At 28.5% G+C, this 26,459-nt stretch carries 26 protein-coding genes and 1 other RNA gene; 23 read left to right on the top strand and 4 right to left on the bottom strand.

The features are described from left to right. Positions 1-100: 100 nt before the first annotated feature. From ACLUJM_RS00960 to rnpB, 6 genes are all read left to right on the top strand, one after another. Positions 101-1,111: a deoxyguanosinetriphosphate triphosphohydrolase gene (locus tag ACLUJM_RS00960; RefSeq protein WP_294684982.1), complete on the top strand. Its 1,011-nt coding sequence runs from the start codon at positions 101-103 to the stop codon at positions 1,109-1,111. A 3-nt stretch (positions 1,112-1,114) separates the two neighbouring features. After that, complete coding sequence (gene dnaG, locus ACLUJM_RS00955; protein WP_412411908.1) at positions 1,115-2,923, top strand: DNA primase; 1,809 nt, start codon at positions 1,115-1,117, stop codon at positions 2,921-2,923. Between the two features lie 17 nt (positions 2,924-2,940). Next, complete coding sequence (gene rpoD, locus ACLUJM_RS00950) at positions 2,941-4,110, top strand: RNA polymerase sigma factor RpoD (RefSeq protein WP_294684240.1); 1,170 nt, start codon at positions 2,941-2,943, stop codon at positions 4,108-4,110. 1 nt (position 4,111) lies between these two features. After that, complete coding sequence (locus tag ACLUJM_RS00945; protein ID WP_412411907.1) at positions 4,112-4,804, top strand: tRNA (adenine(22)-N(1))-methyltransferase; 693 nt, start codon at positions 4,112-4,114, stop codon at positions 4,802-4,804. Continuing rightward, positions 4,794-5,573: a Nif3-like dinuclear metal center hexameric protein gene (locus tag ACLUJM_RS00940; RefSeq protein ID WP_294684242.1), complete on the top strand. Its 780-nt coding sequence runs from the start codon at positions 4,794-4,796 to the stop codon at positions 5,571-5,573. The genes ACLUJM_RS00945 and ACLUJM_RS00940 overlap by 11 nt, the downstream gene beginning before the upstream one ends. Before the next feature lie 19 nt (positions 5,574-5,592). Continuing rightward, positions 5,593-5,923, top strand: an RNA gene (gene rnpB / locus ACLUJM_RS00935) — RNase P RNA component class A. A gap of 35 nt (positions 5,924-5,958) precedes the next feature. On the opposite strand, the gene ACLUJM_RS00930 is transcribed toward rnpB, so the two are convergent. The 3 genes from ACLUJM_RS00930 to ymfI are packed head-to-tail and all read right to left on the bottom strand — an operon-like array spanning position 5,959 to position 8,744. Further along, entirely contained in the window at positions 5,959-7,305 is a 1,347-nt protein-coding gene (locus ACLUJM_RS00930) for a sensor histidine kinase (protein WP_412411906.1), read from the bottom strand. Further along, positions 7,295-8,014 carry a response regulator transcription factor gene (locus tag ACLUJM_RS00925; protein ID WP_412411905.1) on the bottom strand — a complete coding sequence of 240 codons (720 nt, stop codon included), beginning with the start codon at positions 8,012-8,014 and terminating at the stop codon, positions 7,295-7,297. The genes ACLUJM_RS00930 and ACLUJM_RS00925 overlap by 11 nt, the downstream gene beginning before the upstream one ends. Then, positions 8,007-8,744 (bottom strand): elongation factor P 5-aminopentanone reductase, encoded by a 738-nt coding sequence (gene ymfI / locus ACLUJM_RS00920; RefSeq protein WP_412411904.1) that lies wholly within the window; start codon positions 8,742-8,744, stop codon positions 8,007-8,009. Before ymfI ends, ACLUJM_RS00925 begins: the two co-directional genes overlap by 8 nt. 116 nt (positions 8,745-8,860) lie before the next feature. Here ymfI and ruvC point away from each other — a divergent pair, with 116 nt between their 5' ends. The 17 genes from ruvC (at position 8,861) to ACLUJM_RS00835 (ending at position 25,181) form a co-directional block, all read left to right on the top strand. Further along, positions 8,861-9,355, top strand: coding sequence for a crossover junction endodeoxyribonuclease RuvC (ruvC, locus tag ACLUJM_RS00915; RefSeq protein WP_412411903.1), 495 nt, complete (start codon positions 8,861-8,863; stop codon positions 9,353-9,355). Between the two features lie 8 nt (positions 9,356-9,363). Further along, positions 9,364-9,960: a Holliday junction branch migration protein RuvA gene (ruvA, locus tag ACLUJM_RS00910; RefSeq protein WP_412411902.1), complete on the top strand. Its 597-nt coding sequence runs from the start codon at positions 9,364-9,366 to the stop codon at positions 9,958-9,960. A gap of 8 nt (positions 9,961-9,968) precedes the next feature. After that, positions 9,969-10,976: a Holliday junction branch migration DNA helicase RuvB gene (gene ruvB / locus ACLUJM_RS00905; protein ID WP_294684645.1), complete on the top strand. Its 1,008-nt coding sequence runs from the start codon at positions 9,969-9,971 to the stop codon at positions 10,974-10,976. Between the two features lie 9 nt (positions 10,977-10,985). Next, positions 10,986-12,023: a tRNA preQ1(34) S-adenosylmethionine ribosyltransferase-isomerase QueA gene (queA, locus tag ACLUJM_RS00900; protein ID WP_294684644.1), complete on the top strand. Its 1,038-nt coding sequence runs from the start codon at positions 10,986-10,988 to the stop codon at positions 12,021-12,023. Beyond that, on the top strand, positions 12,016-13,155 hold the full coding sequence (tgt, locus tag ACLUJM_RS00895; RefSeq protein ID WP_294684643.1) for a tRNA guanosine(34) transglycosylase Tgt: 1,140 nt from the start codon (positions 12,016-12,018) through the stop codon (positions 13,153-13,155). The genes queA and tgt overlap by 8 nt, the downstream gene beginning before the upstream one ends. A gap of 23 nt (positions 13,156-13,178) precedes the next feature. Beyond that, a complete protein-coding gene (yajC, locus tag ACLUJM_RS00890) occupies positions 13,179-13,499 on the top strand; it encodes a preprotein translocase subunit YajC (protein ID WP_294684642.1) in 321 nt (106 codons plus the stop codon). A 66-nt stretch (positions 13,500-13,565) separates the two neighbouring features. Beyond that, positions 13,566-15,308 (top strand): single-stranded-DNA-specific exonuclease RecJ, encoded by a 1,743-nt coding sequence (recJ, locus tag ACLUJM_RS00885; RefSeq protein ID WP_412411901.1) that lies wholly within the window; start codon positions 13,566-13,568, stop codon positions 15,306-15,308. Positions 15,309-15,372: 64 nt separating this feature from the next. Further along, positions 15,373-17,544, top strand: coding sequence for a RelA/SpoT family protein (locus ACLUJM_RS00880; protein WP_412411900.1), 2,172 nt, complete (start codon positions 15,373-15,375; stop codon positions 17,542-17,544). Then, complete coding sequence (gene dtd, locus ACLUJM_RS00875) at positions 17,544-17,990, top strand: D-aminoacyl-tRNA deacylase (protein ID WP_412411899.1); 447 nt, start codon at positions 17,544-17,546, stop codon at positions 17,988-17,990. The genes ACLUJM_RS00880 and dtd overlap by 1 nt, the downstream gene beginning before the upstream one ends. After that, positions 17,990-18,598: an MBL fold metallo-hydrolase gene (locus ACLUJM_RS00870; protein WP_294684638.1), complete on the top strand. Its 609-nt coding sequence runs from the start codon at positions 17,990-17,992 to the stop codon at positions 18,596-18,598. Before dtd ends, ACLUJM_RS00870 begins: the two co-directional genes overlap by 1 nt. 14 nt (positions 18,599-18,612) lie before the next feature. Continuing rightward, positions 18,613-21,231 carry a valine--tRNA ligase gene (locus tag ACLUJM_RS00865; RefSeq protein ID WP_412411898.1) on the top strand — a complete coding sequence of 873 codons (2,619 nt, stop codon included), beginning with the start codon at positions 18,613-18,615 and terminating at the stop codon, positions 21,229-21,231. Beyond that, a complete protein-coding gene (locus tag ACLUJM_RS00860; protein ID WP_412411897.1) occupies positions 21,231-21,401 on the top strand; it encodes a cation:proton antiporter in 171 nt (56 codons plus the stop codon). Before ACLUJM_RS00865 ends, ACLUJM_RS00860 begins: the two co-directional genes overlap by 1 nt. After that, positions 21,376-21,897, top strand: coding sequence for a hypoxanthine phosphoribosyltransferase (gene hpt / locus ACLUJM_RS00855; RefSeq protein WP_412411896.1), 522 nt, complete (start codon positions 21,376-21,378; stop codon positions 21,895-21,897). The genes ACLUJM_RS00860 and hpt overlap by 26 nt, the downstream gene beginning before the upstream one ends. Beyond that, positions 21,890-22,609 carry a class I SAM-dependent DNA methyltransferase gene (locus ACLUJM_RS00850; protein ID WP_412411895.1) on the top strand — a complete coding sequence of 240 codons (720 nt, stop codon included), beginning with the start codon at positions 21,890-21,892 and terminating at the stop codon, positions 22,607-22,609. The genes hpt and ACLUJM_RS00850 overlap by 8 nt, the downstream gene beginning before the upstream one ends. Positions 22,610-22,692: 83 nt before the next feature. Continuing rightward, positions 22,693-22,896, top strand: coding sequence for a cold-shock protein (locus tag ACLUJM_RS00845; RefSeq protein WP_412411894.1), 204 nt, complete (start codon positions 22,693-22,695; stop codon positions 22,894-22,896). A gap of 52 nt (positions 22,897-22,948) precedes the next feature. Further along, positions 22,949-23,827, top strand: a complete 879-nt coding sequence (hslO, locus tag ACLUJM_RS00840) for an Hsp33 family molecular chaperone HslO (RefSeq protein ID WP_412411893.1) — start codon at positions 22,949-22,951, stop codon at positions 23,825-23,827. A 13-nt stretch (positions 23,828-23,840) separates the two neighbouring features. Then, positions 23,841-25,181 (top strand): MATE family efflux transporter, encoded by a 1,341-nt coding sequence (locus ACLUJM_RS00835; protein WP_412411892.1) that lies wholly within the window; start codon positions 23,841-23,843, stop codon positions 25,179-25,181. 44 nt (positions 25,182-25,225) lie between these two features. On the opposite strand, the gene ACLUJM_RS00830 is transcribed toward ACLUJM_RS00835, so the two are convergent. After that, a complete protein-coding gene (locus tag ACLUJM_RS00830) occupies positions 25,226-26,455 on the bottom strand; it encodes a lipid II:glycine glycyltransferase FemX (RefSeq protein WP_412411891.1) in 1,230 nt (409 codons plus the stop codon). Positions 26,456-26,459: the final 4 nt, after the last annotated feature.

The following is a 26,459-nucleotide window of genomic DNA, read 5'->3' as shown; positions in this document are numbered from 1 at the left end:
TAAAAAAAGCCAAACGGGTGTTTGGCTTTTTTTATGTATTTATGAATTATAAAACTTGTTTTGGGGTATATAAATGTTATAGATTAGGGTGTGATTTATTATGAATATAGATTTTAGATTATTTGAAAAGAATTACAGTGAATTTGCTACAAAATCATATGAAGCCGAAAGAATTAACTTTGAAAATGAAGATAATTTAAGAAATCCGTTTCAAATTGATAGAGATAGAATTATACATTCAAAATCTTTTAGAAGACTTAAGCATAAAACTCAAGTTTACTTAAATCCTGAAAAAGACCATTATAGAACAAGACTTACACATACGTTAGAAGTTACGCAGATAGCTAGGACTATCGCAAGATGCTTACGATTAAATGAAGATTTAGTTGAAGCTATAGGTTTAGGGCATGATTTAGGACATACTCCTTTTGGACATGTAGGCGAAAAGATATTAGATAAACTTAATCCGAAAGGATTTAAACATTACAAACAATCTATAAATGTTGTACAATATCTTGAACATTCTAGTTCAAGAATAGGATTAAATTTAACAAAGCAAACACTTGATGGAATAGTAAATCACTCAGGAAATAATAAATCAAGTACATTAGAAGGTCAAATAATAAAATTTTCTGACAGAATAGCTTATATTAACCATGACATTGATGATTCAATTAGATCAAATATAATTAAAATTAGTGATTTACCAAGTGAAATCATTAATAATTTAGGGGATAGAGGATCGAAAAGAATTAATTTTTTAGTTAATGATTTAGTAGATAATAGTTTTGGTAAGAATAGAATAGAAATGTCTTCTAAAACCTATAAACTAATGGAAGATTTAAGATCATTTATGTTTGAGAATGTATATTTTAATGATATTGTCAGAAAAGATGATAAAAAAGTTGAGTATGTACTTACAAATCTTTATCAATATTATCTAGAGGATATCAATAGATTGCCTAAATCACACACTGATGTTTATAATAGTGATAAATTACAAAATAAAACAAAAGATGATATAGTTACAGATTATATCGCTGGTATGACTGATTCATTTGCTAGGAGAACTTTTAAAGAAATTTTCATACCAGATTCTTGGAGTATATAAGGATTGGATGATAATATGGGATTTATACCACAAGACAAAATAGATGAAATAAAGAGTGTTGCTGATATAGTTTCTGTTATTGGAGATTATGTAGATTTAAAAAGGGCAGGGTCTAATTATGTTGGTTTATGTCCGTTCCACAATGAAAAAACCCCTTCTTTTAGTGTATCTCCTCAGAAAGGTATATTCCATTGTTTTGGTTGTGGTGTAGGCGGAGATGTTATTTCATTTATAATGCAAAAAGAAGGATTGTCTTATCCTGAAGCGATTAAGTTTTTGGCTGATAAGTTGGGAATTTTGGTCGAAACTAATGAAGTTAATAAAGAAAAATATGAACATCGAAAGAAATTATATGAAATTAACAATGAAGCTAAGTTATTTTTCTACAAAAATTTACTAATCAATGATGTACCAAAAGAATATATCAAAAAAAGAGATCTGACTAATTCAATGATTAATAAATTTATCATTGGATACGCTGATGGTAAAAATAGTCTTTACCGACATCTACTACAAAAAGGCTATCAAAAAGATGATATAATAGAGGTTGGCCTTGTAAATCAAGATGAAAGTGGAAACTTATATGATAAGTTTAGAAATAGGCTAATGTTTCCAATATTGGATATAAGAGGTAATATTATAGGATTTGGGGGAAGGACACTTGTAGATGCTAGGGCAAAATACATGAATTCACCTCAGAGTTTAGCTTATGATAAAAGTAAAAATGTTTATGGGGTTTCGAATTTAAAAAATTCTACGAAAGTTGGTAAGATTATCCTAGTAGAGGGATATATGGATGTAATTTCATTAACAAATTATGGGTTTGATTTTGCCATTGCTTCATTAGGTACTTCTCTAACACATGATCAAGCGAAATTAATTAAACGTTATTGCAAGAATATTTATATATGTTATGACGGTGATTCAGCTGGTCAAAATGCTACATCACGTGCTATAGAAGTATTTAAAGAACAGGATATCAGTCCAAATATAATTGTAATTCCAGACAATATGGATCCGGATGACTATATTAAAAAATATGGGAAGGATAGCTTTAATAGATTAATAGATAATGCTATGGATAGTGTTATTTACGAATATAAAAAAATACTCCAAAAATATGATATTAACGATGTTAGAGAAAAAATACAGTTAATAGATGACTTAACAACTCTATTATCTAAATTAGACCGAGCAGTTATTAGAGATGAATATATTAAAAGATTTTCAAATGATTTAAACTTGGATGATTCAAGTTTGAAGAAAGATGTATATAATAAATTAAACGAAAATAAATCAAGAAATTCTGTTATAAATGAAGATATTGTTAATAGTCAAACTGACGATAAGGAAAGTATTAATAATCAAGAAAAAATAACAGCAATAGAAATAATGACAATTTCTTGTTTTCATAGAAATAAATATGTTGAATTAAAAGAAGAATTTTCTAAATTTAATACAACAATCAGCTCTTATAATAATTTTATGGATTTTGTAGATATTTACTATTCTAAAAATGATACTAAAGAAATTGATGAAAAAACGGCTAGAAAGTACTTTAAGAATGATATTCAGATGGATAAAACGATAGATTATTTATTTCAAAAATCTAAAAATTCAATTAATATTAATAATATTGACAAAATTATTTTGGAGATTAAAAAGTATTTAATACTTCAAGAAAAAGATAACATAAAATCTAAACTCGATCTTATGCAATCAGTAGAATTTAACGATAAAATAAATAAAGAATATAAAGATATATTAAATCAAATATTAGAAATTAATAGACAAATTAAAGATTATAAATAATCAGAAAGGAGTTTTTTATGTCAGAAGAAAACTTGGATGTTGAACAAATAAAAAAAGATGCATTAAACCAATTAATAGAAATAGGGAATGAAAATGATGGCATTGTAACTATTAAAGACTTCAAAAGTATCGATGATATATCTTCTTTAGATGAAGAAGACATTGAAGATATCAGGGATTTATTAATTGAAAATAATATAGAGATATTTGAAAGCAATGATGAACTTGAAAAAAAGACATCTTCTAAAGAAATAGACAAGGATGATATTGAAGACGAAGATGCTATAGATGATGAAGATGACGAAGATATAAATGACGATAAAAAAGTTATTGAGGATGTTTCGGATATAAAAGGCATCAATGTTGATGATCCTGTCAAAATGTATCTTAAGGAAATAGGGAAAATTCCTTTGTTGTCTGCAGATGAAGAAGTTAAGTTAGCTCAAGAAATGGAAAATGGATCAAAAAGAGCGAAGAAAAAACTTGCTGAAGCTAACTTAAGATTAGTTGTAAGTATAGCAAAAAGATATGTAGGTCGTGGAATGAGCTTTTTGGATTTGATTCAAGAAGGCAATCTTGGATTGATGAAAGCAGTTGATAAGTTCGATTATACTAGAGGATTCAAATTCTCGACTTATGCTACATGGTGGATTAGACAAGCTATAACAAGGGCTATAGCTGACCAAGCTAGAACTATTAGAATCCCAGTACACATGGTAGAAACTATAAACAGACTTGTTAGAATTGAAAGACAATTGCTACAAGATTTGGGTAGAGATCCTACTAATGAAGAAATTGCAAAAGAAATGGGAATTGAAGTTGAAAAAGTTAGAGAAGTAAGAAAAATTGCTCAAGAGCCTGTAAGTTTAGAAACTCCAATAGGTGAGGAAGAAGATAGTCATTTGGGTGATTTCATTGAGGATGACACAGCTATAGCTCCTGATGAAGCAGCAAACTTTACAATGCTAAGAGAGGAATTGGAAGGAATCTTAAATACTTTAAATGAAAGAGAAAGAAAAGTATTAGCATTAAGATTTGGATTAGTAGATGGTACTCCTAGAACTCTTGAAGAAGTTGGTAAAGATTTTGATGTTACAAGGGAACGCATCAGACAAATAGAAGCAAAAGCTTTGAGAAAATTAAAACATCCATCAAGAAGTCAAAAATTAAAGGATTTTTTGGAATAATATGAAAAAACATAGGCTAGAAGAAATAATTCACATGGTCGATAATAATTCAATAGTCGCGGATATAGGAACAGATCATGGAATTGTACCTTATGAATTAGTTAAATCACAAAAGGCAAAGAAAGTTATAGCATCAGATATAAGTGAAAAATCTTTGGATAAATTACGTGAAAAGTTAGACTATTTAGAAAATCCCGAAAAAATAGTTTTATCTGTATCTGATGGATTAGAAAATCTAAATGAATATCAAGTAGATACAATAATAATTTCAGGCATGGGTGGAAATTTAATAGCAGACATTATAAATAAAAACATCAATGTCGCTAAAAGCTCTAACTGTATAATTTTAGGAGCTAATAATTCACTTTCATTATTAAGAAAGTTTTTACACGAAAATTCATTTGAAATAATACAAGAAGTCGATTTATTTGAAAATGACAAATATTATCAAATTATTAAAGCGAAAGTTGGAAAGCAAATTTTTACAGAAGATTATGAATATGAATTTGGTAAATATTTAATAGATAATAAATCTGAAAATTTAAAAAAGTATATTCATTTGCAGCTAGATAACAAAATAGCTATAATTTCTGAATTATCTCAAAAAGATTCTGATAATGCTAAGATTGCTGTAGATAATTTAAACTTAGACATTTTAGATTTAAAGAAAGTGTTGGGTAAGATTGAGGCTTAGAAATTTTATAAATAGGTATGAAAGATTAGTTCCGTTAAATATCCAAGAAGATTTTGATAATTGTGGATTGCAATTTGGAAATCTAGATAAAGAAATAAAAAAGATATTGATATCTCTTGATTTAGATGATATTTGCATAAAAAAAGCTATCAAAGAAGATTATGATTTGATATTTACACATCATCCAGTTATTTTTAATCCTTTGAAAAACATAATTGAAGAAGATAATAGTGTAAATACGCGATTAATAAAGGCTATCAAAAATGATATCTGTATTTATTCATCTCACACTAATTTAGATAGCGTTGAATTTGGAGTGAGTGATGCGCTATCTAATAAATTAGGTTTGATGAATACTAAAATATTGGATTCACATACTAGAAATACAGGTTATGGAAAATATTCTGATATTGACGAAGTTTTTGCTGAAGATTTTATATATCAAGTAAAGAACAGATTAAATTTAGAAAATGTGATTGTATATGGAAAAACTAATAGAAAAGTCAAAAGAATTGCTGTATTAGGTGGAAGTGGTGGTCACTTTATTAAAAACTGTATCGAAAACGAATGCGATGTTTTTATTTCATCAGAGTTCAAACATGATGAACAGATTGATGCCTTAGATAATAATCTAATTTTAATAGATATTGGTCATTATGAATCAGAAAAATTTATACTACAACCACTAAAACAGACTTTTAATAAAACTTTTCCAGAATTAGAAGTAGAAGTTAGTTACTTAGAAAATCCAACTAGAAAAATTTTCTAAATATGTTATAATGTTAAAGTGACTAAATCAGATAATCGCATGAATTCATGAGGAAAGTCCGTGCACTATAGAGCGAGGATGCTGGATAACGTCCAGTGGGGGCGACCCTAAGGCAAGTGCAACAGAGATATACCGCCATTTTAATGGTAAGGGTGGAAAGGTAAGGTAAGAGCTTACCAGCATAAAGGTGACTTTATGGCTATGTAAACCCCATTCAGTGCAAAATCAAATAGGAATAAAGACGGCTGCTCGTCGTCTCCGGTAGGTAGATTGCTTGAACTAATTGGTAACAATTAGTCTAGATAGATGATTATCAAATACAGAACACGGCTTATAGATTTGGTCATAAAAAAGCTTGGTAGGAAATTACTACCAAGCTTTTTTATTATACTATTATATTTTCATCAAAAGTAACCATCATTACTGTACCCAAATTTAATTTTGAATTTACAGATATTTCAGCTCCAATTATATCAGCGTAATTTTTCACGATAGATAATCCTAATCCGTAACCATTTTCTTTCGTGTTTCTACAGTCATCAACTCTGAAAAATCTCTCGAAAATTTTAGGTTTGTTTTCTTCACTGATTCCGATACCAGTATCTTTAACTGATATTACTATTTTTTGGTTAATATGTCTTGCTCTCAACAAAACAGAATCACCTTTTTTACAAGCTTTAAGGGCATTAGATAATAAGTTAATAATTATGTTAGCTAATTTTTCCTTATCAGTATTAATGTCAATATTCTCGGATATTTCAATATCAAATGAAACACCAGATTTATCATATTGAGTTTTCATCGATTTATATATTTGATTTAAAAATTCTGAAAGATTAAATACCTCAGGTTTATAAATAGTTTCTGGAGTTGATTTTTTGAATGTATTGTTTAACTGATTTATTAGACTCGTTAGTCTATCAATTTCAATTAACAGAGTTTTCAAATTTTCTTCATTTGATTCTATAATACCATCTTGAATTAATTCCAAATTCACTCTCAAGTTTGTAAGTGGAGTCCTTAATTCATGGCTAATATTTTGAGCGTATTGTTTTCTGTTAAATTCTTGAGATTTTAATGAATTTGACATGTAGCTAATATTTTCTGAAAGTTGATTAACCTCAACTATATTACTTTTAATATTTGGCATAACATAATTTTGCTTTCTTATATTAACAGTCGCTAATGTTAATTCTTCAATAGGATTAGTTATCTTACGTGAAAGATAAATTGAAATTATAAGACTTGTCAAATACGAAAAAAGCAACGCCAGTATTATAAATCTAAAAAGATTAGTTATAAAAACATCGCTTCTTTCTTTGAAGTTATTATTAATCCTATAAATGTATTTTATTTGACCTAATTTAATATTGTTATCATCATAAACATCTTTTACAACTGTATTATAAAGAGAGGTTTTCTTAGCTAGTTCGAATCCTTCGTTAAAAGAATATAATTCTTTACCATTATTATCATAAAAAAACACATCTAAATCTAGTTCACTTAAGTACCACATATATTTATCAATGCTTTTTTTACTTAAACCTTGTTTTTGGTCCATAAATAAGTTTTTCGTTAAATGTTCAATTTTACTTTTTCTGTTTAATTCTTCGAAGTAGACGAAATTCTTAAAAGATGATTGAAAAATAAAAACAGCAATAAATGATAATAATAAAATTGGAAATAAAACAGCTCTCAAAAATTCGTATAAAATTTCAGATTTAAGCTTCATCGTAAACACCTAATTTATAGCCTACTCCATAAATTGTCTTTATATAGCGAGGTTTTTTTGGATTATCTTCGATTTTATGTCTGATATTTTTAATATGGGTATCTATAGCTCTATCAAAAGCTTCATAATCATATCCAAATGATAATTCTATTATTTCATCTCTTGTAAATATTTTATTAGGATTTGAAAATAATGTTCTTATTATTTGAAATTCATTGCTAGTTAGACTTATGCTTTCTCCATCTTTAATGAATGTATTATCATCGAAAGATATAATTACACGTCTATCATCAAAATAAATTTTTTCTGATTTTGGAAGTCCAAGTTTTTCGACTCTCCTAAGGATAGTTTTTACTTTTTGAACTAGAATTTTAAGACTAAACGGTTTGGTAATATAATCATCTGCGCCTAATTTCAAACCTTCTAATATTTCTGATTCATCAATTTTTGCTGTAACCATAATCACCGGAACATCAGTTTTTGACCTAATAATTTCCATAACTTTTTCTCCGCTAATTTTTGGCAACATCAAATCTAAAATAATCAATGAATAATCTATATTATTAATCATTTCAATAGCTTCTTGTCCATCGAATGCTTGTTCAACAGTAAATCCTTCAATTTCTAAGTATTTTTTTTCAGCATTTGAAATATTTTTCTCATCCTCTACTATTAAAATTTTGATATCAGTTAAATTATCTTTATACAATTACAAAACCTCCATTTGGACTTAATATTTGACCGGTCATATAAGAGTTTTTGTCAGATATTAAAAACTCTACAAGGTTAGCAATATCTTCTGGTGTTCCAAGTCTACCCATCGGAGTATCTTCTATTACGTATTTTAAATCATCTTTTGATATATTATCTAACATTGGTGTATTAATTGCACCAGGAGCTATTGCATTTATTTTTATGTTACTATATCCAAATTCCTTCGCTAATGACTTCGTTAAACCGATTATAGCTGCTTTGGTTGCTGAGTAACAAGACTCCATAGAACCACCAATAATTCCCCAAATAGATGTTATATTAACTATATTTCCATCTTTTTTATCTAACATATCTTCTAAGGCTAATTTAGACATATGATAAGTTCCATGTACATTAATATCAAACATATTATACCAATCATTTACATCAATATCTTGAAATTGACTTACAATAGATATTCCAGCATTATTAATTAATACATCCACTCCGTTGAATCTTTTTCTTATGAACTCAAACATATTTTTGCATTCATTAAAATTTCTTAAATCACATTTATAAGAGATTGCATCTATATTTTTATTCCTTATATTTTCAACAATATTTTTAGCTTTTGTTTCGTTATTAAAATAGTGCACAACGATTCTGTATTCCGGATGATTTTCCAACATTTTACAAATGCCTTCTCCGATACCACCGCTAGCACCAGTTATTAAAATTGTATTCATTTTCTCTCCTTTTTACAATTTATATTATATCATATAGGCAAATTAACAAGACAAAATCTTTATGATATAATATAAATCTATGTTAAAGAATATTATGAAATGGGATTTGGTTGTTAATGAGAGTTTTAGGAATTGATCCTGGGATAGCAATTGTTGGATATTCAATATTGGATTATGATAATAATAAAATAAAATGTCTTGAGTATGGTTGTATAACAACAAGTTCAAAATCATCTCTTCCAGATAGATTGTCATTTATTTATAATGAAATGAATAAAATAATTGATGAATTCAAGCCAGAAGATTGTGCATTTGAAGAGTTGTTTTTTAATAAAAATGTTAAAACAGCAATAACTGTATCTCAAGCAAGAGGTGTGGAGATTTTAAGCTGTATTAACAAGAATTTAAATTTATATGAATATACACCTCTTCAAATCAAACAAGCAGTTGTAGGGTACGGTAGAGCTGACAAGAGGCAAGTACATGAGACCGTAAAAACTATTTTAAAATTTAATGAAATACCTAAACCTGATGATGCAGCAGATGCTGTTGCTGTTGGATTATGCCACATTTTTGGGAGTAAGTTTAAATATCTAAATGAGATGAAATAGGAGATAATATGTATTCGTATATTATTGGAATTATAACAGAAGTTCATGAAAACTACGTAGTTTTAGAAAATAATAAAATTGGTTATAAAATATTTATAACAGATTTTTTTAGGGACAGTGTGAGTGCATTTGATGAATACAAGGTATATACCGAATTTGTAGAGAGAGAAGATGCCAGTATACTATACGGATTTTCTTCACAAAAAGAACGAGAATTATTTAACTTATTAACTAATGTAACATCAATAGGACCTAAATATGCTATGAATATATTATCTACAATGACTGTTGACGAATGTAAAACAGCGATAATATCTGATGACATTAAACTTTTGACTCAAGCTCCTGGAGTAGGTAAGAAAACTGCTTCAAGGATTATATTAGAACTCAAAGAAAAAATCGAAAAAGATTTCATTCCTTCTGAAACACCAATTCACAAAGATGTTAAAAAATCAAATGATTCAGAATTCGCAAGAGAAGCATTATTACAACTTGGTTATTTTAAAAATGATGTAGATGCTTTCATTGAAAATACAGACATTTCGGATTTATCTATTGAAGATATCATGAAAAAAGCGATGAAAACCTTGGATAGTAGCAGGTAGGTGAGATAATGGAAGATAAGAATGATAGAATTGTAGGCGCATCTTTTACGAAAATTGATGAAGATATTGATTTTAATTTAAGACCAAAGTGGATGAGCGATTATATTGGTCAAGACAAAGTAAAAAACAAATTATCAATTTTTATCGAAGCTGCTAAAAATAGAAATGAACCATTGGATCACGCTCTTTTATATGGACCTCCTGGATTGGGGAAAACAACTTTAGCTCATATAATTGCAAATGAAATGGGCGTGAATTTAAGAGTTACAAGTGGTCCTGCAATAGAAAAACCATCAGATTTGGCAAGTATTCTTACTAATTTGCAAAGAGATGATGTATTGTTTATTGATGAAATTCATAGGATAAATCGTTCTGTTGAAGAAATATTATATCCTGCAATGGAAGATTATGCTTTGGATATAATAGTTGGCAAAGGACCTTCTGCAAGAAGTTTAAGAATTGATTTGGAAAAATTCACACTTATTGGAGCTACAACAAGATCAGGTCAATTAACAGGTCCACTTAGAGATAGATTTGGAGTTCTTTTAAATTTGGAACTTTATGATGTTGAAAGTTTGAAAAAAATCGTAACTAGATCTGCTGGAGTTTTAGGAATTGGCATAGATGATGAGGGAGCTTTGGAAATTGCAAGAAGAAGTAGAGGAACTCCTAGAATTGCTAATAGGCTTTTAAAAAGGGTTAGAGACTATGCTGAAGTTAAAGCAGACGGAACAATAACAAAAGAAATAAGTAATCGTGGTTTAAATTTATTAGAAGTTGATAAATGCGGGCTCGATTATGTAGATAGAAAAATAATTATGACAATGATTAATAATTTTGGTGGAGGTCCTGTTGGTGTTGACACAATTGCCGCAGCCACTGGTGAAGAAAGAATCACTATTGAAGATGTTTATGAACCTTATTTGTTACAAATAGGTTTTATAAATAGAACTTCAAGAGGAAGAATTGTCACTGATAAAGCATATAAGCATTTTAATATAGTTAAAAAGAGGTGATTTTATAAGATGAATACAGATGATTTTGATTACGAATTAGATGAAAAATTCATAGCACAAACTCCTTTAGACAAAAGAGATGAATCTAAATTAATGGTTATGGATAGATTCAATGGTGCTACAGAAATAAAAAAATTTTATAATATAATAGATTATTTAAATCCAGGTGATGTTCTAGTATGCAATAATACTAGAGTTATTCCTGCAAGACTTTTTGGACATAGACCAGGTAAAGAAGAAAAAATAGAGGTTTTATTATTACAACAAACCGAAGATAAATGGGAATGTTTAGTAAAACCAGGAAAGAAAATGAAATTAAATCAAATAATAGAGTTTTCAGATAGTGTATGTGCTAAAGTTGTTGATATTACAGAAGATGGTTCAAGAATTATTAAATTCGAATATGAAGGAATATTCGAAGAAAGATTAGATGAGCTTGGAAATATGCCACTTCCACCTTATATCAAAGAAAAATTAGATGATAAAGAAAGATATCAAACAGTTTATTCAAAACATAAAGGAAGTGCAGCTGCCCCAACAGCTGGGCTACATTTTACAAATGAGCTATTGGATAAAATTAAAAAAAAGGGAGTTTACGTAGTATTTTTGACTTTACATGTAGGATTAGGTACTTTTAGGCCGGTAAAAGTAGATGACGTTAAAGATCATCACATGCATTCAGAATATTATAGTATCAGTCAAGAAACTGTTGATATAATAAACCGCCAAAAAAGTTTAGGTCATAATATTATTGCTGTTGGAACGACTAGTGTGAGAACATTAGAGACTGTAACTCATAATAACAACTCAAAACTTGTAGCAGAAAGTGGTTGGACAGATATTTTTATTTATCCAGGTTTTGAATTCTATATTGTAGATAGTTTAGTAACAAATTTCCATTTACCAAAATCTACTTTGATGATGTTAGTAAGTGCTTTTTCTAAGAAAGAGTATATTTTTAATGCTTACGAAAAGGCAAAACAAAATGATTTTAGATTTTTCAGTTTTGGAGATGCCATGTTTATAAATGGAGGTAAAAATGTTTAAATTTACATTAGAAAAAAAATCCACTCAATGCAAAGCTAGAACAGGAACGATAGAAACAAATCATGGTGTAATAAAAACACCAGTATTTATGCCAGTTGGCACAAGAGCTACTGTTAAAGCAATGAATAATGATGAATTAAAATCCATTGGATCTCAAATAATTTTGTCTAATACTTACCATTTATATTTGAAACCTGGACAAGAAATAATAAGAAAAGCTGATGGACTTCATAAATTCATGAATTGGGACAAACCAATACTAACTGACAGTGGAGGATTCCAAGTTTTTAGTTTGAGTAAAACAAGAAAAATTACTGAAGAAGGAGTCCGATTTAGAAGTCATATTGATGGATCAAAACATTTTATATCTCCTGAAAAGTCAATGGAAATACAAAACGATTTAGGATCTGATATTATGATGGCTTTTGATGAATGTGTTCCATATCCAGCAAGTTATGAATACACTGAAGATTCAATGAAACGAACTTTAAGATGGCTTAAAAGGTGTAAAGACTATCACAAAAATACTGATAAACAAAATTTGTTTGGAATTATTCAAGGCGGTATGTACAAAGATTTAAGAGAGTATTCAGCAAAGAACACTATTGATTTCGACTTACCAGGATATGCTATTGGTGGGTTATCAGTTGGGGAACCAAGAGATATGATGATAGATTTGTTAGATTTTACTACTGATTTTATGCCTGAAAATAAACCTAGATATTTAATGGGCGTTGGAACTCCAGATTATTTGTTCGAAGCTGTAGAACACGGTATTGATATGTGTGATTGTGTTCTTCCTACTAGAATTGCCCGCAATGGTACAGCTTTAACTTCAAAAGGTAAATTAGTCGTGAAAAACGCAAAATACAAAGATGATTTTTCACCACTTGATGAAAATTGTGATTGTTATGCATGTAAAAACCATACAAGAGCTTATATTAGACATTTATTGAATGTAGATGAAATTTTGGGAGCTAGGTTATTATCAATTCACAATTTGAGATTTTTGATAAATTTAATGGAAAATATTAGAAAATCGATTGAAGAAGATAGATATTTAGAATTCAAGGATGAATTCTATAGAAATTATGGTTATGATTATCACCAAAAATGTGATAATATTAAATAAGTAAATATTTAAGGAGGATTATTATGCCAAAAATGTTAGCATCATTATTGCCTTTGATTGCTCTTTTTGCTGTAATGTATTTTTTGATGATACGTCCACAACAAAAACAACAAAAACAACTTATGGATATGAGAAACGCTATAAAAGTTGGAGACGAAGTAATTACAATTGGTGGAGTTAAAGGTACAATTGTTTCAGTTACTGACGATAGTGTAATATTAGAAACAGGATCACAAAAAACAAGACTTGAATTTGTAAAAAATGCTATTGCATCAAATGTAAAATCAGCTAAGGTAACAGAAAACAAACAAACTGATAAAAAAGAAGATAATGAAGAAAAATAAAAATTGGTTTATAGCTTAAATGTTAAATTTGAGCTATAAATCCATTTTTTTATTTGGAGATAATAAATGAATAAATGGTTAATTAATAATAGAGGAAAAAATTTTAGTGAAGTATCAACAAAATACAATATTCATCCTTTAATAGCTAAGATTTTATTAAATAGAGAAATCAAAAACTTTGAAACATTTTTGAATCCTAACGCCGAAAACTCATATCATGATCCATTTTTAATGAAAGATATGGATAAGGCTGTAGATATAGTAATAGACGCTATTGAAAATAACAAAAATATAAGGATTGTAGGCGATTATGATCAAGATGGTAATTCATCGACTATGACATTATTAGATGGTCTTGGTTATTTTACAGATAAGCTTTCCTATGATATTCCAAATAGAATGACTGATGGATACGGTATTTCTTATAATATTATTGACAAATGTATCGAAGATAATATAGACCTAATAATAACATGTGACAATGGTATTAGCGCCATTGAGCAATGTGATTATGCGAAAGCAAATGGAATAAGAATAATTGTGACAGATCATCACCAAACGATAAAGAAAGATGATCTAGAAATAATACCGAATGCCGATGCCGTAGTTAATCCACAACAACAATCATGTGAATATCCTTTTAAAAGCTTATGTGGAGCTGGAGTTGCTTATAAACTAATACAAGCAATCAATATTAAAAAAGGATATGGAATGCTTGAATGTGAAAATTTACTTCAATATGTATCTATGGGAACAGTCTGTGATATTGTGGATTTAAAAGATGAAAACAGATATTTTGTAACTAAAGGCTTAGAAGAAATCAATAATACTGATAATTACGGCTTAAAGTGTTTAATAGATATGACAGGAATTAAAAATGCAGTTAATGTTTACAGTTTGGGATTTATTATTGGACCATGCATAAATGCAGCTGGAAGATTGGATACAGCAAAATTAGGTGTTGAACTTTTCAGAGATGAAAACATGAATAATGTTGAAACTTACGCTAAAATTTTAGTTGAACTTAATGAAAAGAGAAAAAAACTTACAGAAGAGGGGTTTAATAAAGCTGTAGAGTTAGTAGAAAACACTGAATTAAAAAATGATGATATATTGATTTGTAATATTGATGGAATTCATGAAAGTGTTTGTGGAATTATTGCTGGTAGGATAAAAGAAAAATACCACAAACCCACTCTAATACTAACAAAATCCGAAAACCAAAATATATTGAAGGGATCCGGAAGAAGTATACCTGAATACGATATATTTAATGAATTTGATGTTTTCAGAGAATTTTTTATTTCATTTGGTGGGCATCCAATGGCTTGTGGACTATCTATAGATGAAGCTAAATTAGATGAATTTAGAATAAAAGTGAACGAAAACAGTAAACTTACACAAGAAGATTTTGTTAATAAAATCATTATTGATTCTAGTTTTTATGTTGATAAGATTGATTTTGATTTGATTGAAAAAATAGATTCTTTAAGACCTTTTGGAAAGGATAATCCAAGACCAATTCTTGGAGATAAGGATATTGAAATTGTTTTTGCAAAGATGATAGGAAAGAATAACAACGTTTTGAAGTTAAAACTTCTCAAAAACAATAAAACGATAGATGCTATTATGTTCTCTGAAGCAATAGAAAAGTATAATTATTTACTTGAAAAATTTGGAGAAAATACATTAAATCAATTAGAGAATAGCATTTCTTGCGATGCTAATATAGATATACTATATTATCCAGAAATAAATGATTTTAATAATGTTAAAAATATTCAATTAAATTTAATAGATTTAAGATAAATATTAACAATAATGCCCACTATATGGTATAATTATAACAAAATAATTATTAGGAGGTAGCTTTATGCATTATGAAAAAACAGATTTACAAAGTTTAATAAAATCTATAAAATCGTATAATCCAAACACTAATGTAGATGAAATAACAAGAGCATATGGCTACATGATTAGAGCGCATGAAGGTCAATTTAGAAATTCAGGAGAGCCTTATGCGATTCATCCAATTGCAGTAGCAAAAATTCTGGCATCACTGAATATGGATGATGCAACTATCATAGCCGGTTTATTTCACGATGTAATAGAAGATACTGAAATAACTTATGAAGATTTGGAGTATTTGTTCAGTAAAGAAATAGCCGATTTGGTAGATGGTGTTACTAAATTAAAACAAATAAAATTCAAAACGAAAAAAGATAATCAAGCAGAAAACTTGAAAAAGATGATTTTGGCAATGGCCAAAGACATAAGAGTAATTATAATAAAGTTATCTGATAGACTTCACAATATGAGGACATTGGAGTATATGACTCGCGAAAAGCAAATTGAAAAAGCTAATGAAGTTTTAGAAATATATGCTCCGCTTGCTCATCGACTTGGTATGTCTACTATTAAGTGGGAATTAGAAGATTTAAGCTTAAAGTATTTAGAACCAAATATTTACCAAGATATAGTAAATAAAATAAACGAAACTAGACAACAAAGAGAATCTCAAATACAAAACATTATAAGACAATTTCAAGATGAGCTAGAAAAATACAATATAAAAGCAGAAATCTATGGAAGACCAAAAAGTGTTTTCTCAATATACAAGAAAATGTACAAAAAACATTTAGCTTTTGAAGAAATAAAAGATTTGTCAGCTATTAGAGTAATAGTTAACAAAGAAAGTGAATGTTATGATGTATTGGGAATTGCACATAGATTTTTCAGACCAATTCCGAATACATTTAAAGATTATATAGCAACTCCAAAGCCAAATATGTACCAATCTTTGCATACAACGATTCTTGCTCATGACGGCAAAACTTATGAAATCCAAATAAGAACTTGGGAAATGCACAAAACATCTGAATATGGTATTGCTGCACATTGGAAATACAAAGAAGGTACCACTACTAAAAAATCAAAGTATGATAGTAAGCTAGCTTGGCTCAGAGAAATAATGGATTGGCAAAAAGATTACTCAGATTCCAAAGAATTCATGGATTTGTTTAAAGAAGAGTTTGCCAATGATGAAGTTTTTGTATATTCACCAAAAGGCGATGTAATGGATTTACCATCTGGTTCTACACCTATTGATTTTGCGTATAAAGTACATTCAGCTGTTGGCAATAAGTGTGTAGGAGCTAAGGTTGACGGAAAGATTGTACCTTTAACTTACAAATTAAAAACAGGAAATGTTGTAGAAATACTCACAAATCCAAATTCAGGTCCTTCAAAAGATTGGCTTAAAATAGTAAAATCTTCTCAAGCAAAAACCAAAATAAAACAATGGTTTAAGAAAGAACAAAGAACAGAAAATATTGTTTCCGGAAGGGATATGCTTGAAAAAGAAGTCGCTAAAATGGGATATAGCTTTAATGAATTACTAAAGAGAGAATGGCTTGAAGAAATAGCTAGTAAATTAAGTTTTTCATCCATAGACGACATGTATGCTGCTATTGGTTACGGTTCAACAAGAGTCACGCAAATCATACCAAAACTAAAAGAATATCATCAAGATTATTACGAAACAGACCAGGTTGTTAACAAGCCAAATCATGTTAATTTTGTTAATGAACAACCTAAGGAAAGTGGAGTTGTAATTGAAGGTATTGATAATGTTGAAATTAAACTTGCAAAATGTTGTAATCCGATTCCTGGTGATGAAATAGTAGGTTATATTACTAGAGGAAGAGGAATTAGTGTTCATCGAAGAGATTGTTCTAATGTAAAATCAGTAAGTGATAAAGATAGATTAATTACTGTAAGATGGGGCAATAATTTAGTAAACCACAATTATCAAGTAGAGCTTCAAATAATATCTTTTAGCAGTGTAGGATATTTAGCAGATATTACTAAAGTTATAAGTGAATGCAAATTAAATATTAAAACATTTAATACAAGAACAAATAAAGATAAGACTGTTACAATTAATATAATCTTAGAAATCAGTTCTAGTTCTCAAATTGATTCTGTAATAGCAAGAATCAAAAATACCAAAGGAACAATAGATGTATTTAGGGTGAATTCATAATGAGATTATTAGTTCAAAGAGTTATTGAAGCAAAAGTAGATATTGATGGAAGTACTAAAAGCAAGATTAACGATGGATTTCTTGTATTACTAGGAATTCATAAAGATGATAACGAATCCGACATTGAGTATTGCATAAGAAAACTAATTAATTTAAGAATATTTTCTGATGAAGATGACAAATTAAATCTTTCGATTAGAGATTTAAATTATGAAATATTATTAGTTTCTCAATTTACTTTGTATGCAAGTACAAAAAAGGGGAATAGACCATCTTTTGATAAATGTGCTAAGGGAGATTTTGCAAGAAATTTGTATGAAGACTTTATTGAAAAATTAAAAAATGAAGATGTAGCCTTTCAAACTGGTGAGTTTGGCTCTGATATGAAGGTATCACTTATAAATGATGGACCAGTAACAATAATTATAGATAGTAGGAGTGAATAATGACAATTGATAAAATAGTTACTACTAAATATGGAGAAAACATGTATATTCTATCTGAGAATAATAAATGTTTTGTCGTAGATCCAGGTGCACAAGCAGATGATATTTGTGAATATATAAAAAATCGTGATTTGGAAATACAATTTATTTTGATTACACATGGACACTTCGACCATATATTTGCTGCAGAAGAGTTAAAAAACAAATTAAATACAGTTATTTATGCTTCAGAAAAAGAAAAAGATTTGCTTGAAGATCCTGAAAAAAATTATACAAGAAAAGTTGGTAATCCTATTACTTTAAAAGCAGATTATTATGTAAAAGAAGGAGATACGATTGAGTTTAATGATTCTAAAATATCAGTTTTAGAAACTCCGGGACATACTTATGGGTCTTGTTGTTATATCTATAAAGACGTAATGTTTTCAGGAGATATGCTTTTTAAAAACTCAATCGGAAGATATGATTTACCAACTGCAAGTTACGAAGATATACAAAACAGTGTTGAGAAGTTAAAACTTTTAAATAATGATATTATAGTTTATCCAGGACATGGTCCGGAAACAAATATTGATGACGAAAAGAAATACAATCCATATTTTAAATAAAAATTAGGAGAATTATGAAAAATTTAGAGAAAAATTACAATCCAAAAGAATTTGAAGAAAAAATATATAATATCTGGGAAAATGAAGGATACTTCAAGGGTGTTATTGACAAGGAAAAGAAACCATTTACTATAGTAATGCCACCACCAAATGTTACAGGGAATTTACACCTTGGACATGCGTTGAACAATACTATTCAAGATATTTTAATTAGAAAATATAGAATGGATGGATATAGTGCTCTTTGGGTTCCAGGAACAGATCATGCTAGTATTGCTACAGAAGCAAAAGTAGTTAATAAATTAAAAGAACAAGGAAAATCAAAAGAATCATTAGGCAGAGAAGGCTTTTTAGAAGCATCATGGGACTGGACACGTGAATACGGTGGAAATATCAAGAATCAATTAAAAAAATTAGGAGTTTCTTGTGATTGGAGCAGAGAAGCATTTACTCTTGATGATAATTTAACTGAAGCCGTAGAAGAAGTTTTCATCAAAATGTACAATGATGATTTGATATATCAAGGAGATAGAATTGTAAATTGGTGTCCAAATTGTCATACAGCAATAAGTGATATTGAAGTAGTTCACCAAGATGAATCTGGATATTTTTGGAACATTAGATATAAATTCAAAGATTCTGATGAATATATCGTAATAGCTACTACAAGACCAGAAACATTATTAGGAGACTTAGCTGTTGCTGTAAATCCAGATGATAAAAGATATACAGATATAGTTGGTAAAACTTTGATATTACCTTTAGTTAATAGGGAAATTAAAGTAATTGCTGATAGCTATGTAGATATGGAATTTGGAACTGGTATAGTTAAAATTACTCCTTCACATGATCCTAATGACTTTGAAGTTGGTCAAAGACACAATCTTGGACAATGTATAGTAATAGATGAAGATGCAAAAATTGTTGAAGGTTATGGAAAATATTCAGGATTAGATAGATATGAAGCTAGAAAATTAATCATTGAAGATTTGGAAAAAACCGGGCAACTTGATTCTGTAAAAGAACATGAACATGCCGTTGGTCATTGCGAAAGATGTCACACTACAGTTGAACCATTGATTAGTAAACAATGGTTTGTTAAAATGGACAAGTTAGCAAAACTTGCTTTAGACGCTTATAAAAAAGATGAAATCAGATTTATTCCAAAAAGATTCGAAAAGATTTATGTTAATTGGTTAGAAAATATTAGAGACTGGTGTATTTCTCGTCAATTATGGTGGGGACATAGACTTCCTGTTTATTATCACAATGAAACAGGTGAAATTGTTGTAGCTAGAGAAAATCCAAATCCAGATATGTATACTCAAGATCCAGACACTTTGGATACTTGGTTTTCTTCTGCTTTATGGCCATTTTCAACATTAGGTTGGCCAAATGAAACTGAAGATTTAAAGTATTTCTTCCCTACAAATGTATTAGTTACTGGATACGATATAATATTTTTCTGGGTAATAAGAATGGTATTCTCATCACTTTATAATTTAGGAGAAGTTCCTTTTAAAGATATCTATTTAACTGGATTAGTTAAGGACGCTCAAGGAAGAAAAATGTCAAAATCTTTGGGAAATGGTATTGATCCAATAGAAGTTATTGACCAATATGGCGCAGATGCATTGAGATTAGCTTTAATAACTGGAAATACTCCTGGCAATGATTCAAGATTTTACATGGAAAAAGTTGAAGCTAATAGAAATTTCTGTAACAAATTATGGAATGCATCTCGTTTTGTTTTCATGAATGTAGATACCGACGTTGAAAGTATTGATGAAGTTGAATTACAAATTGAAGATAAGTGGATAATATCTAGCTTGAATAAAGTTATTGATGAAGTATCAACAAATTTAAACAAGTATGAAATAGGTATTGCTGCAGAAAAAATATATGATTTTACTTGGAATGTGTTCTGTGATTGGTATATTGAATTAGTTAAGCCAAGACTTTACGGAAATGATGATAAATTAAAAGATTCCGCTATATCAGTTTTAATTTACACATTAACTAATGTTATTAAATTATTGCATCCATTTATGCCTTATATTACTGAAGAAATCTATAGCTATCTTCCTAACAAAAATGATATGTTGATTAATGAAACATGGCCAAAATATTCTGAAAATAGAGTATATCAAAAAGAAGAAGAAATTATAGATAGATTAGTAGAATCTGTAATTAGTATTAGAAATTCAAGACAAGAAATGAATATTGCACCAAAGAAAAAATCAGATGTTTATATATTGACTTCTGACAATGATTTGGAAGCTGATTTTAAACAATTAGAATCATTATTTAAATCGAGTGTATCTATAAACGAATACAAAGTAAATCAAGATATATCTGAGGACAATAATATTGTTATAGTTAAGGATTCGTATAAAATAATCATTCCTTTGAATGATTTAATTGACTATTCTAAAGAATTGGAAAGATTAGAAAAGGAATTAGAAACTGCTAAATCAGAACTAAAGAGAGCAGAATCAAAACTCAAAAATGAAGGATTTTTGAAGGGTGCTCCTGAAAGCCTAGTAGAAAAAGAAAAAGAAAAGGTTGAAAAATACTCACATTTAATTGAAGACATTAATAATTCTATTTGTTCTATTAAGGAAAGTATGTAATGAAATACGAAATCATTATTGATTTTGTTTTGATTATGGTATTAATCAGTATACAGTATACTTTAAATAAAATATTAGTATCATTAAAGAAAATTGAACGAAAGATTGATGATAATTTAATTAATTCAGATACAGGGGAGAATAATGAAAGAAGAAATATTATTAAATGAACAACAAATCAGTGAAAAAGTAAAAGAATTAGGAGCTCAAATTACAAAAGATTACAAAAATAAAAATTTATGTGTAATATCTCTTCTTAGAGGAAGTTTTATGTTTATGTCTGATTTGGTTAGACATATTGATATGCCTATTTGTATAGATTTCATGACGACATCTTCTTACGAAGATGCTGAAGAGTCAACTGGAAAAGTAAAAATCCTTACTGATGTAAGAGAAAACTTAGAAAATTATGATGTACTAATTGTTGACGATATTATTGACTCTGGAAATACTATTGTAAATACATTGGAATATATAAAACAAAAGAATCCAAAAAGCGTTAAAACTTGTGTACTTCTTGATAAACCATGTAGAAGACAAGTCGCATATAACGCCGATTATGTTGGATTTGAAATTGAAGATGTATTCATAGTTGGATATGGTTTGAATTACAAATCATCATATCGAAATATACCTTATATTTTCATTTGGAATCAAGATGTATAAAGAATTTGCATACATCTATGATAAATTAACTTTCGATATTGATTATGAAAAATATTCGAAAGTAATTAAATATGAATTAAAAAAATTAAATATATCGCCAAGATCCATTCTAGAATTAGGAATAGGTAGTGGAAATATGACAAAATATTTTTATAATCCTAGTGTTAACTATACAGGAGTGGATCTAAGCGAAGATATGCTAGAACTATGTTCTGGAAAGTTTCCAAATATTAGTTTGAGTAAACAAGATTTATCTAACTTAGAAATTGATGAAAATTTTGATTTTATTTTTTCGACTTTGGATACTATAAACTATATATTGGATTCTGAAAAATTACAGAGTTTATTTTTTAGGATAAAAGAAATTTGTAATGAAGTTTTTATATTCGATGTAAATACGCCTTATAAATTAATCGATATTATGGGTAATAATCATTTTGTTTATGAATATGAAGATATCTTTTATACTTGGGTTAATCAATATTACGAAAAAGATAACTTGGTAGATTTTTATATTGATTTCTTTGTTAAGAATGAAGATAATTTTTATAGAAGAATCAGAGAAACACAAACAGAAAAAATATATAGTCTAGATACACTGAGGTTTATGCTATATAATAGTGGTTTTTCAAATATCAAAATAATAGATTTTGATTCTGGAAAATCACTTAACGAAGAAACTCAAAGGGCTTTGTTTATTTGTACAATATAATCAAACAATATCTGTTGTATATTTGTTTGTTGTATGTTATATTAGTATAGTAAATAAAATACATTATATTTGTGGAGGAAATAATGGCAAAAGGAACAGTAAAGTGGTTTAATGCGACAAAAGGTTTCGGATTTATTACAACTGAAGAAAATGGAGATATTTTTGTTCATTATACTGCATTAGAGGATAACGGCGATTATCGAAAATTAGAAGAGAATGAAATTGTTGAATTCGATATAGTCGATGGACCTAAAGGTCTTCAAGCTGCTAATGTAAAAAAATTATAAATAAATACTAAAAATATGCCCCTTTCTTAGGGGTTTTTTATTTGGAGGTTATATGATTAATAAATTATATATAGCTACTGATTCTACGGAATCTTTTAGATTCATAATTGTAGATTCTACAGATTTAGTTCAATCGGTAAGAGATATTCACAATACATCTGCAACAGCTTCTGCTGCATTAGGAAGATTAAGCACTATGGCTGCAATTATGAGCCATGAACTAAAGAATGAAAATCATAATATTACACTAAATATTCAGGGAAATGGTCAAGGTGGAATGCTAATATCTACAGTTAATTCACGAGGAGATGTTAAAAGTTATGTTACTAATCCTGAAATTGATTTGCCTCCTAAATCTAACAAAAAATTAGATGTAGGTAATTTTGTAGGAAATGATGGTCTACTTACTGTTATAAAAGATTTTAAATTAAAGGAACCTTATATAGGTCAAACTAGTTTAGTTAGTGGTGAAATAGCTGAAGATTTTAGTAATTACTTCTATCAATCTGATCAAAGACCAACGGTTGTAGCTTTAGGTGTTTTAGTGGATACTGATTTATCAATCAAAAGTGCCGGTGGATTATTCATTCAAGCTTTGCCAGGATATGATGAATCATTAATTGATAAATTGGAAAAAGATATTAATAATTTCCCACCAATTTCTTCTCTATTTGTAAATCATGAAAATCCTTTTGACGTTTTAAATCAATTTTTTGCAGACTTTGATTTAAAATTATTGGGTGAAAAAGAAGTAAAATATTTATGTGATTGCAATAGAGATAGAGTTGAAAGATCTTTGATTTCATTAGGTAAAGAAACGTTAAATGAATTGATTGAAGAGGATGGAAAGGCTGAATTGGTATGTGATTTTTGCCATGAAAAATACAATTTTACTAAAGAAGACTTGATAAAATTAAGAGATAATATATAAAGGATGGTGTTAATTGAAAACTAGAAATCTTACTGAAGGTAATATTTATAAGGAATTAATAAGCTTATCATTACCAATTATGGCAACATCTTTTATACAGATGAGTTATAATCTGATGGACTTATTTTGGTTGGGAAGATTGTCTATAGAATCAGTAGCTGCGGCTGGAACTGTAGGGTTTTTTGGATGGTTGAGTTATGCGATATGTATGATGTTAAGCGTAGGTGCACAAATATCTGTAGCAGATTGCATTGGTAAAAAGGATATGGATTCTGTACAAAAATACATATCTAATGCGATAAAATTTGCATTAATAGTTGGATTTGTATTTATTTTATTAATGATTTTATTTAAAGTACAAATAATACATTTCTTTAATCTGGATGAATCGGTCACAAAACTAGCATTTGAGTATTACGGATTTTTTGTAGCTTCAATATTTTTTAACTTCATAAATCCAGTTCTAACAGGAATATTAAATGGACAAGGGGAAAGTAAAATTCCTTTTATAATAAACACAATTGCTTTAGGAATTAATATAGTGTTAGACCCTGTTTTGATATTTGGATTTGGTTTTATAAACCCAATGGGAATAAAAGGGGCCGCCCTTGCCACTTTTATCGCTCAAATGTCAGCATGTATTATGTTTATGATAGTTAGATTTGAATATTTCAAATACTTGAAAGAAAAAATGCATTTAATTTATGCAAAGAGACTTTTTGATTTAGGATTTCCTATAGCGTTACAGGAGTGCCTTTTTGCGACGTTTTCTATAATTATGGCAGCTATTATAGCTCACTGGGGTAAAGAAGCCATAGCGGCCCAAAAAATTGGAAATCAGATAGAATCAATTACATGGTTAACAGTGGGTGGGTTTAGCGTTGCGCTATCTACTTTTATTGCGCAAAATAATGGCGCTAAAAACTATTCAAGAGTAATGGAAGGATATAAGAAGGGGATGAAGATTTGCATAGGAATAGGAATATTCACGACCGTATTTTTATTTACATTTGCACCTCAACTATTTAAGCTGTTTATTCCAGATGAACCTTCAACTTTAAGTATAGGAGTAGTATATTTAAGAATACTGTCGATATCAGAAATATTTATGTGTGTAGAAATAGCTACAACAGGATTCTTAAATGGAATTTCTTTAACTAAGTATCCATCAATTAATGGAATAGTATTTAATTTTATAAGAATCCCATTGTCTGTTTTAGTTATGTATAGTAATTTAAGAATTGAATGGATTTGGGTGATTATATCTTCACTTGTTATTTGCAAAGGGATAAGCCTTTTTATAATATTCTACACAAAAGTTTACAAAAACAAATTAAAATATCTATTAGATTAAAAAAATACCTAGGATTTACTTTATATTAAATCCTAGGTTTCTTATTATTTATGTTTCAATGCAAATTCAAACAATTTATTAATAAATTGTTTGAATACTATATCAAATTCTCCAATTGTAGCAAGCATTTCTGTGCCAAATCTTTTTTTGAATTCATACAATCCAGCCTCGTGATCTTCGACATTATCATCTGGAGTATATCCAGATACTCCACCAAAATCATAAGATGTACATCCTTTTTCCATAGCTCTTTTCATCATAGTCCATTGCATTAAATAATTAGGGCTTAAATCTCTAAAATCATTGGAAGATGCACCATAAAGGTAATATGATTTTTTGCCACAAAATGTAAGCAAAGCTCCTGAGAGTACAATTTCATTAACACCATTATCAATATATTCATTCATTTGCCTAATAAGATCTTCGCACCTTTTTCTTCTATTGTCTAAAACTTCTAATTCATTTAAAAAGTTTTTCTTTTTTTCTTCACTGATATCTTTTTCTAATTTATTTTTTGTTTTAGTTTCTTGCTTATCAATTTGACTTAATTCATCTTCATTGGATTTTTTTACAGTTGAAGGAATTAACTTCGTCAGGTAAAGTTCACAATCATCATCAGGACCTAAAACATCATACAAATTTTCAAAATACTCATAACTTCTATGATTAAATTCATCTCTTTTTGCAGTTATTTCCATTAATTTTGAAAACTTGGATAATTCAGTTTTATCACATCTTTTACATTCAAGTCCATTTTTTAATGATTTTTTTATTACACTTCTAGTTCTCGATTGAAAAGAATTCATAACTTCTTTTTCAGACTTACCAATATCAGTAATCATATAATATCTAGGTTGATTGTACTCTAATCCTTTTTTTAAACCGTGGTGATAGCATCCTAATTCTTTTAGTTGATCTATTAATCCTTCGAGTTTTACTGAAACTTGAGGATCGAATTTTAAAGAAAATACTTTATGTTTTTTGCAGAAATCTTTCAAGATATCTATAGTTGCTTTCAAATCCTCACTATTTTCATAATCAATTACAGGTCCTTTAGGAGCATAAGCAAAATAATAGGGAAGAATTGGCAATTTTTTCAACAAGATTAGGCAAGCACCCACTAAATTCCCATCTTTTTTTATTCCAATATTTTTTCCAATCCATCCTTTTTTTACAAATTGCCATTTATATATTTGATTTAATTCTCCATATTTATGGTTTTTAACAAAATTATCATGTTCTTCACTACTAAGTGTAATCATTTCGTAAGCCATTTTA

Source organism: Finegoldia sp. (assembly GCF_046991905.1).
Classification (GTDB): domain Bacteria; phylum Bacillota; class Clostridia; order Tissierellales; family Peptoniphilaceae; genus Finegoldia.
Note: the sequence above shows the minus strand (reverse complement) of the source record. Positions and strands in the feature narration are given on the sequence as shown.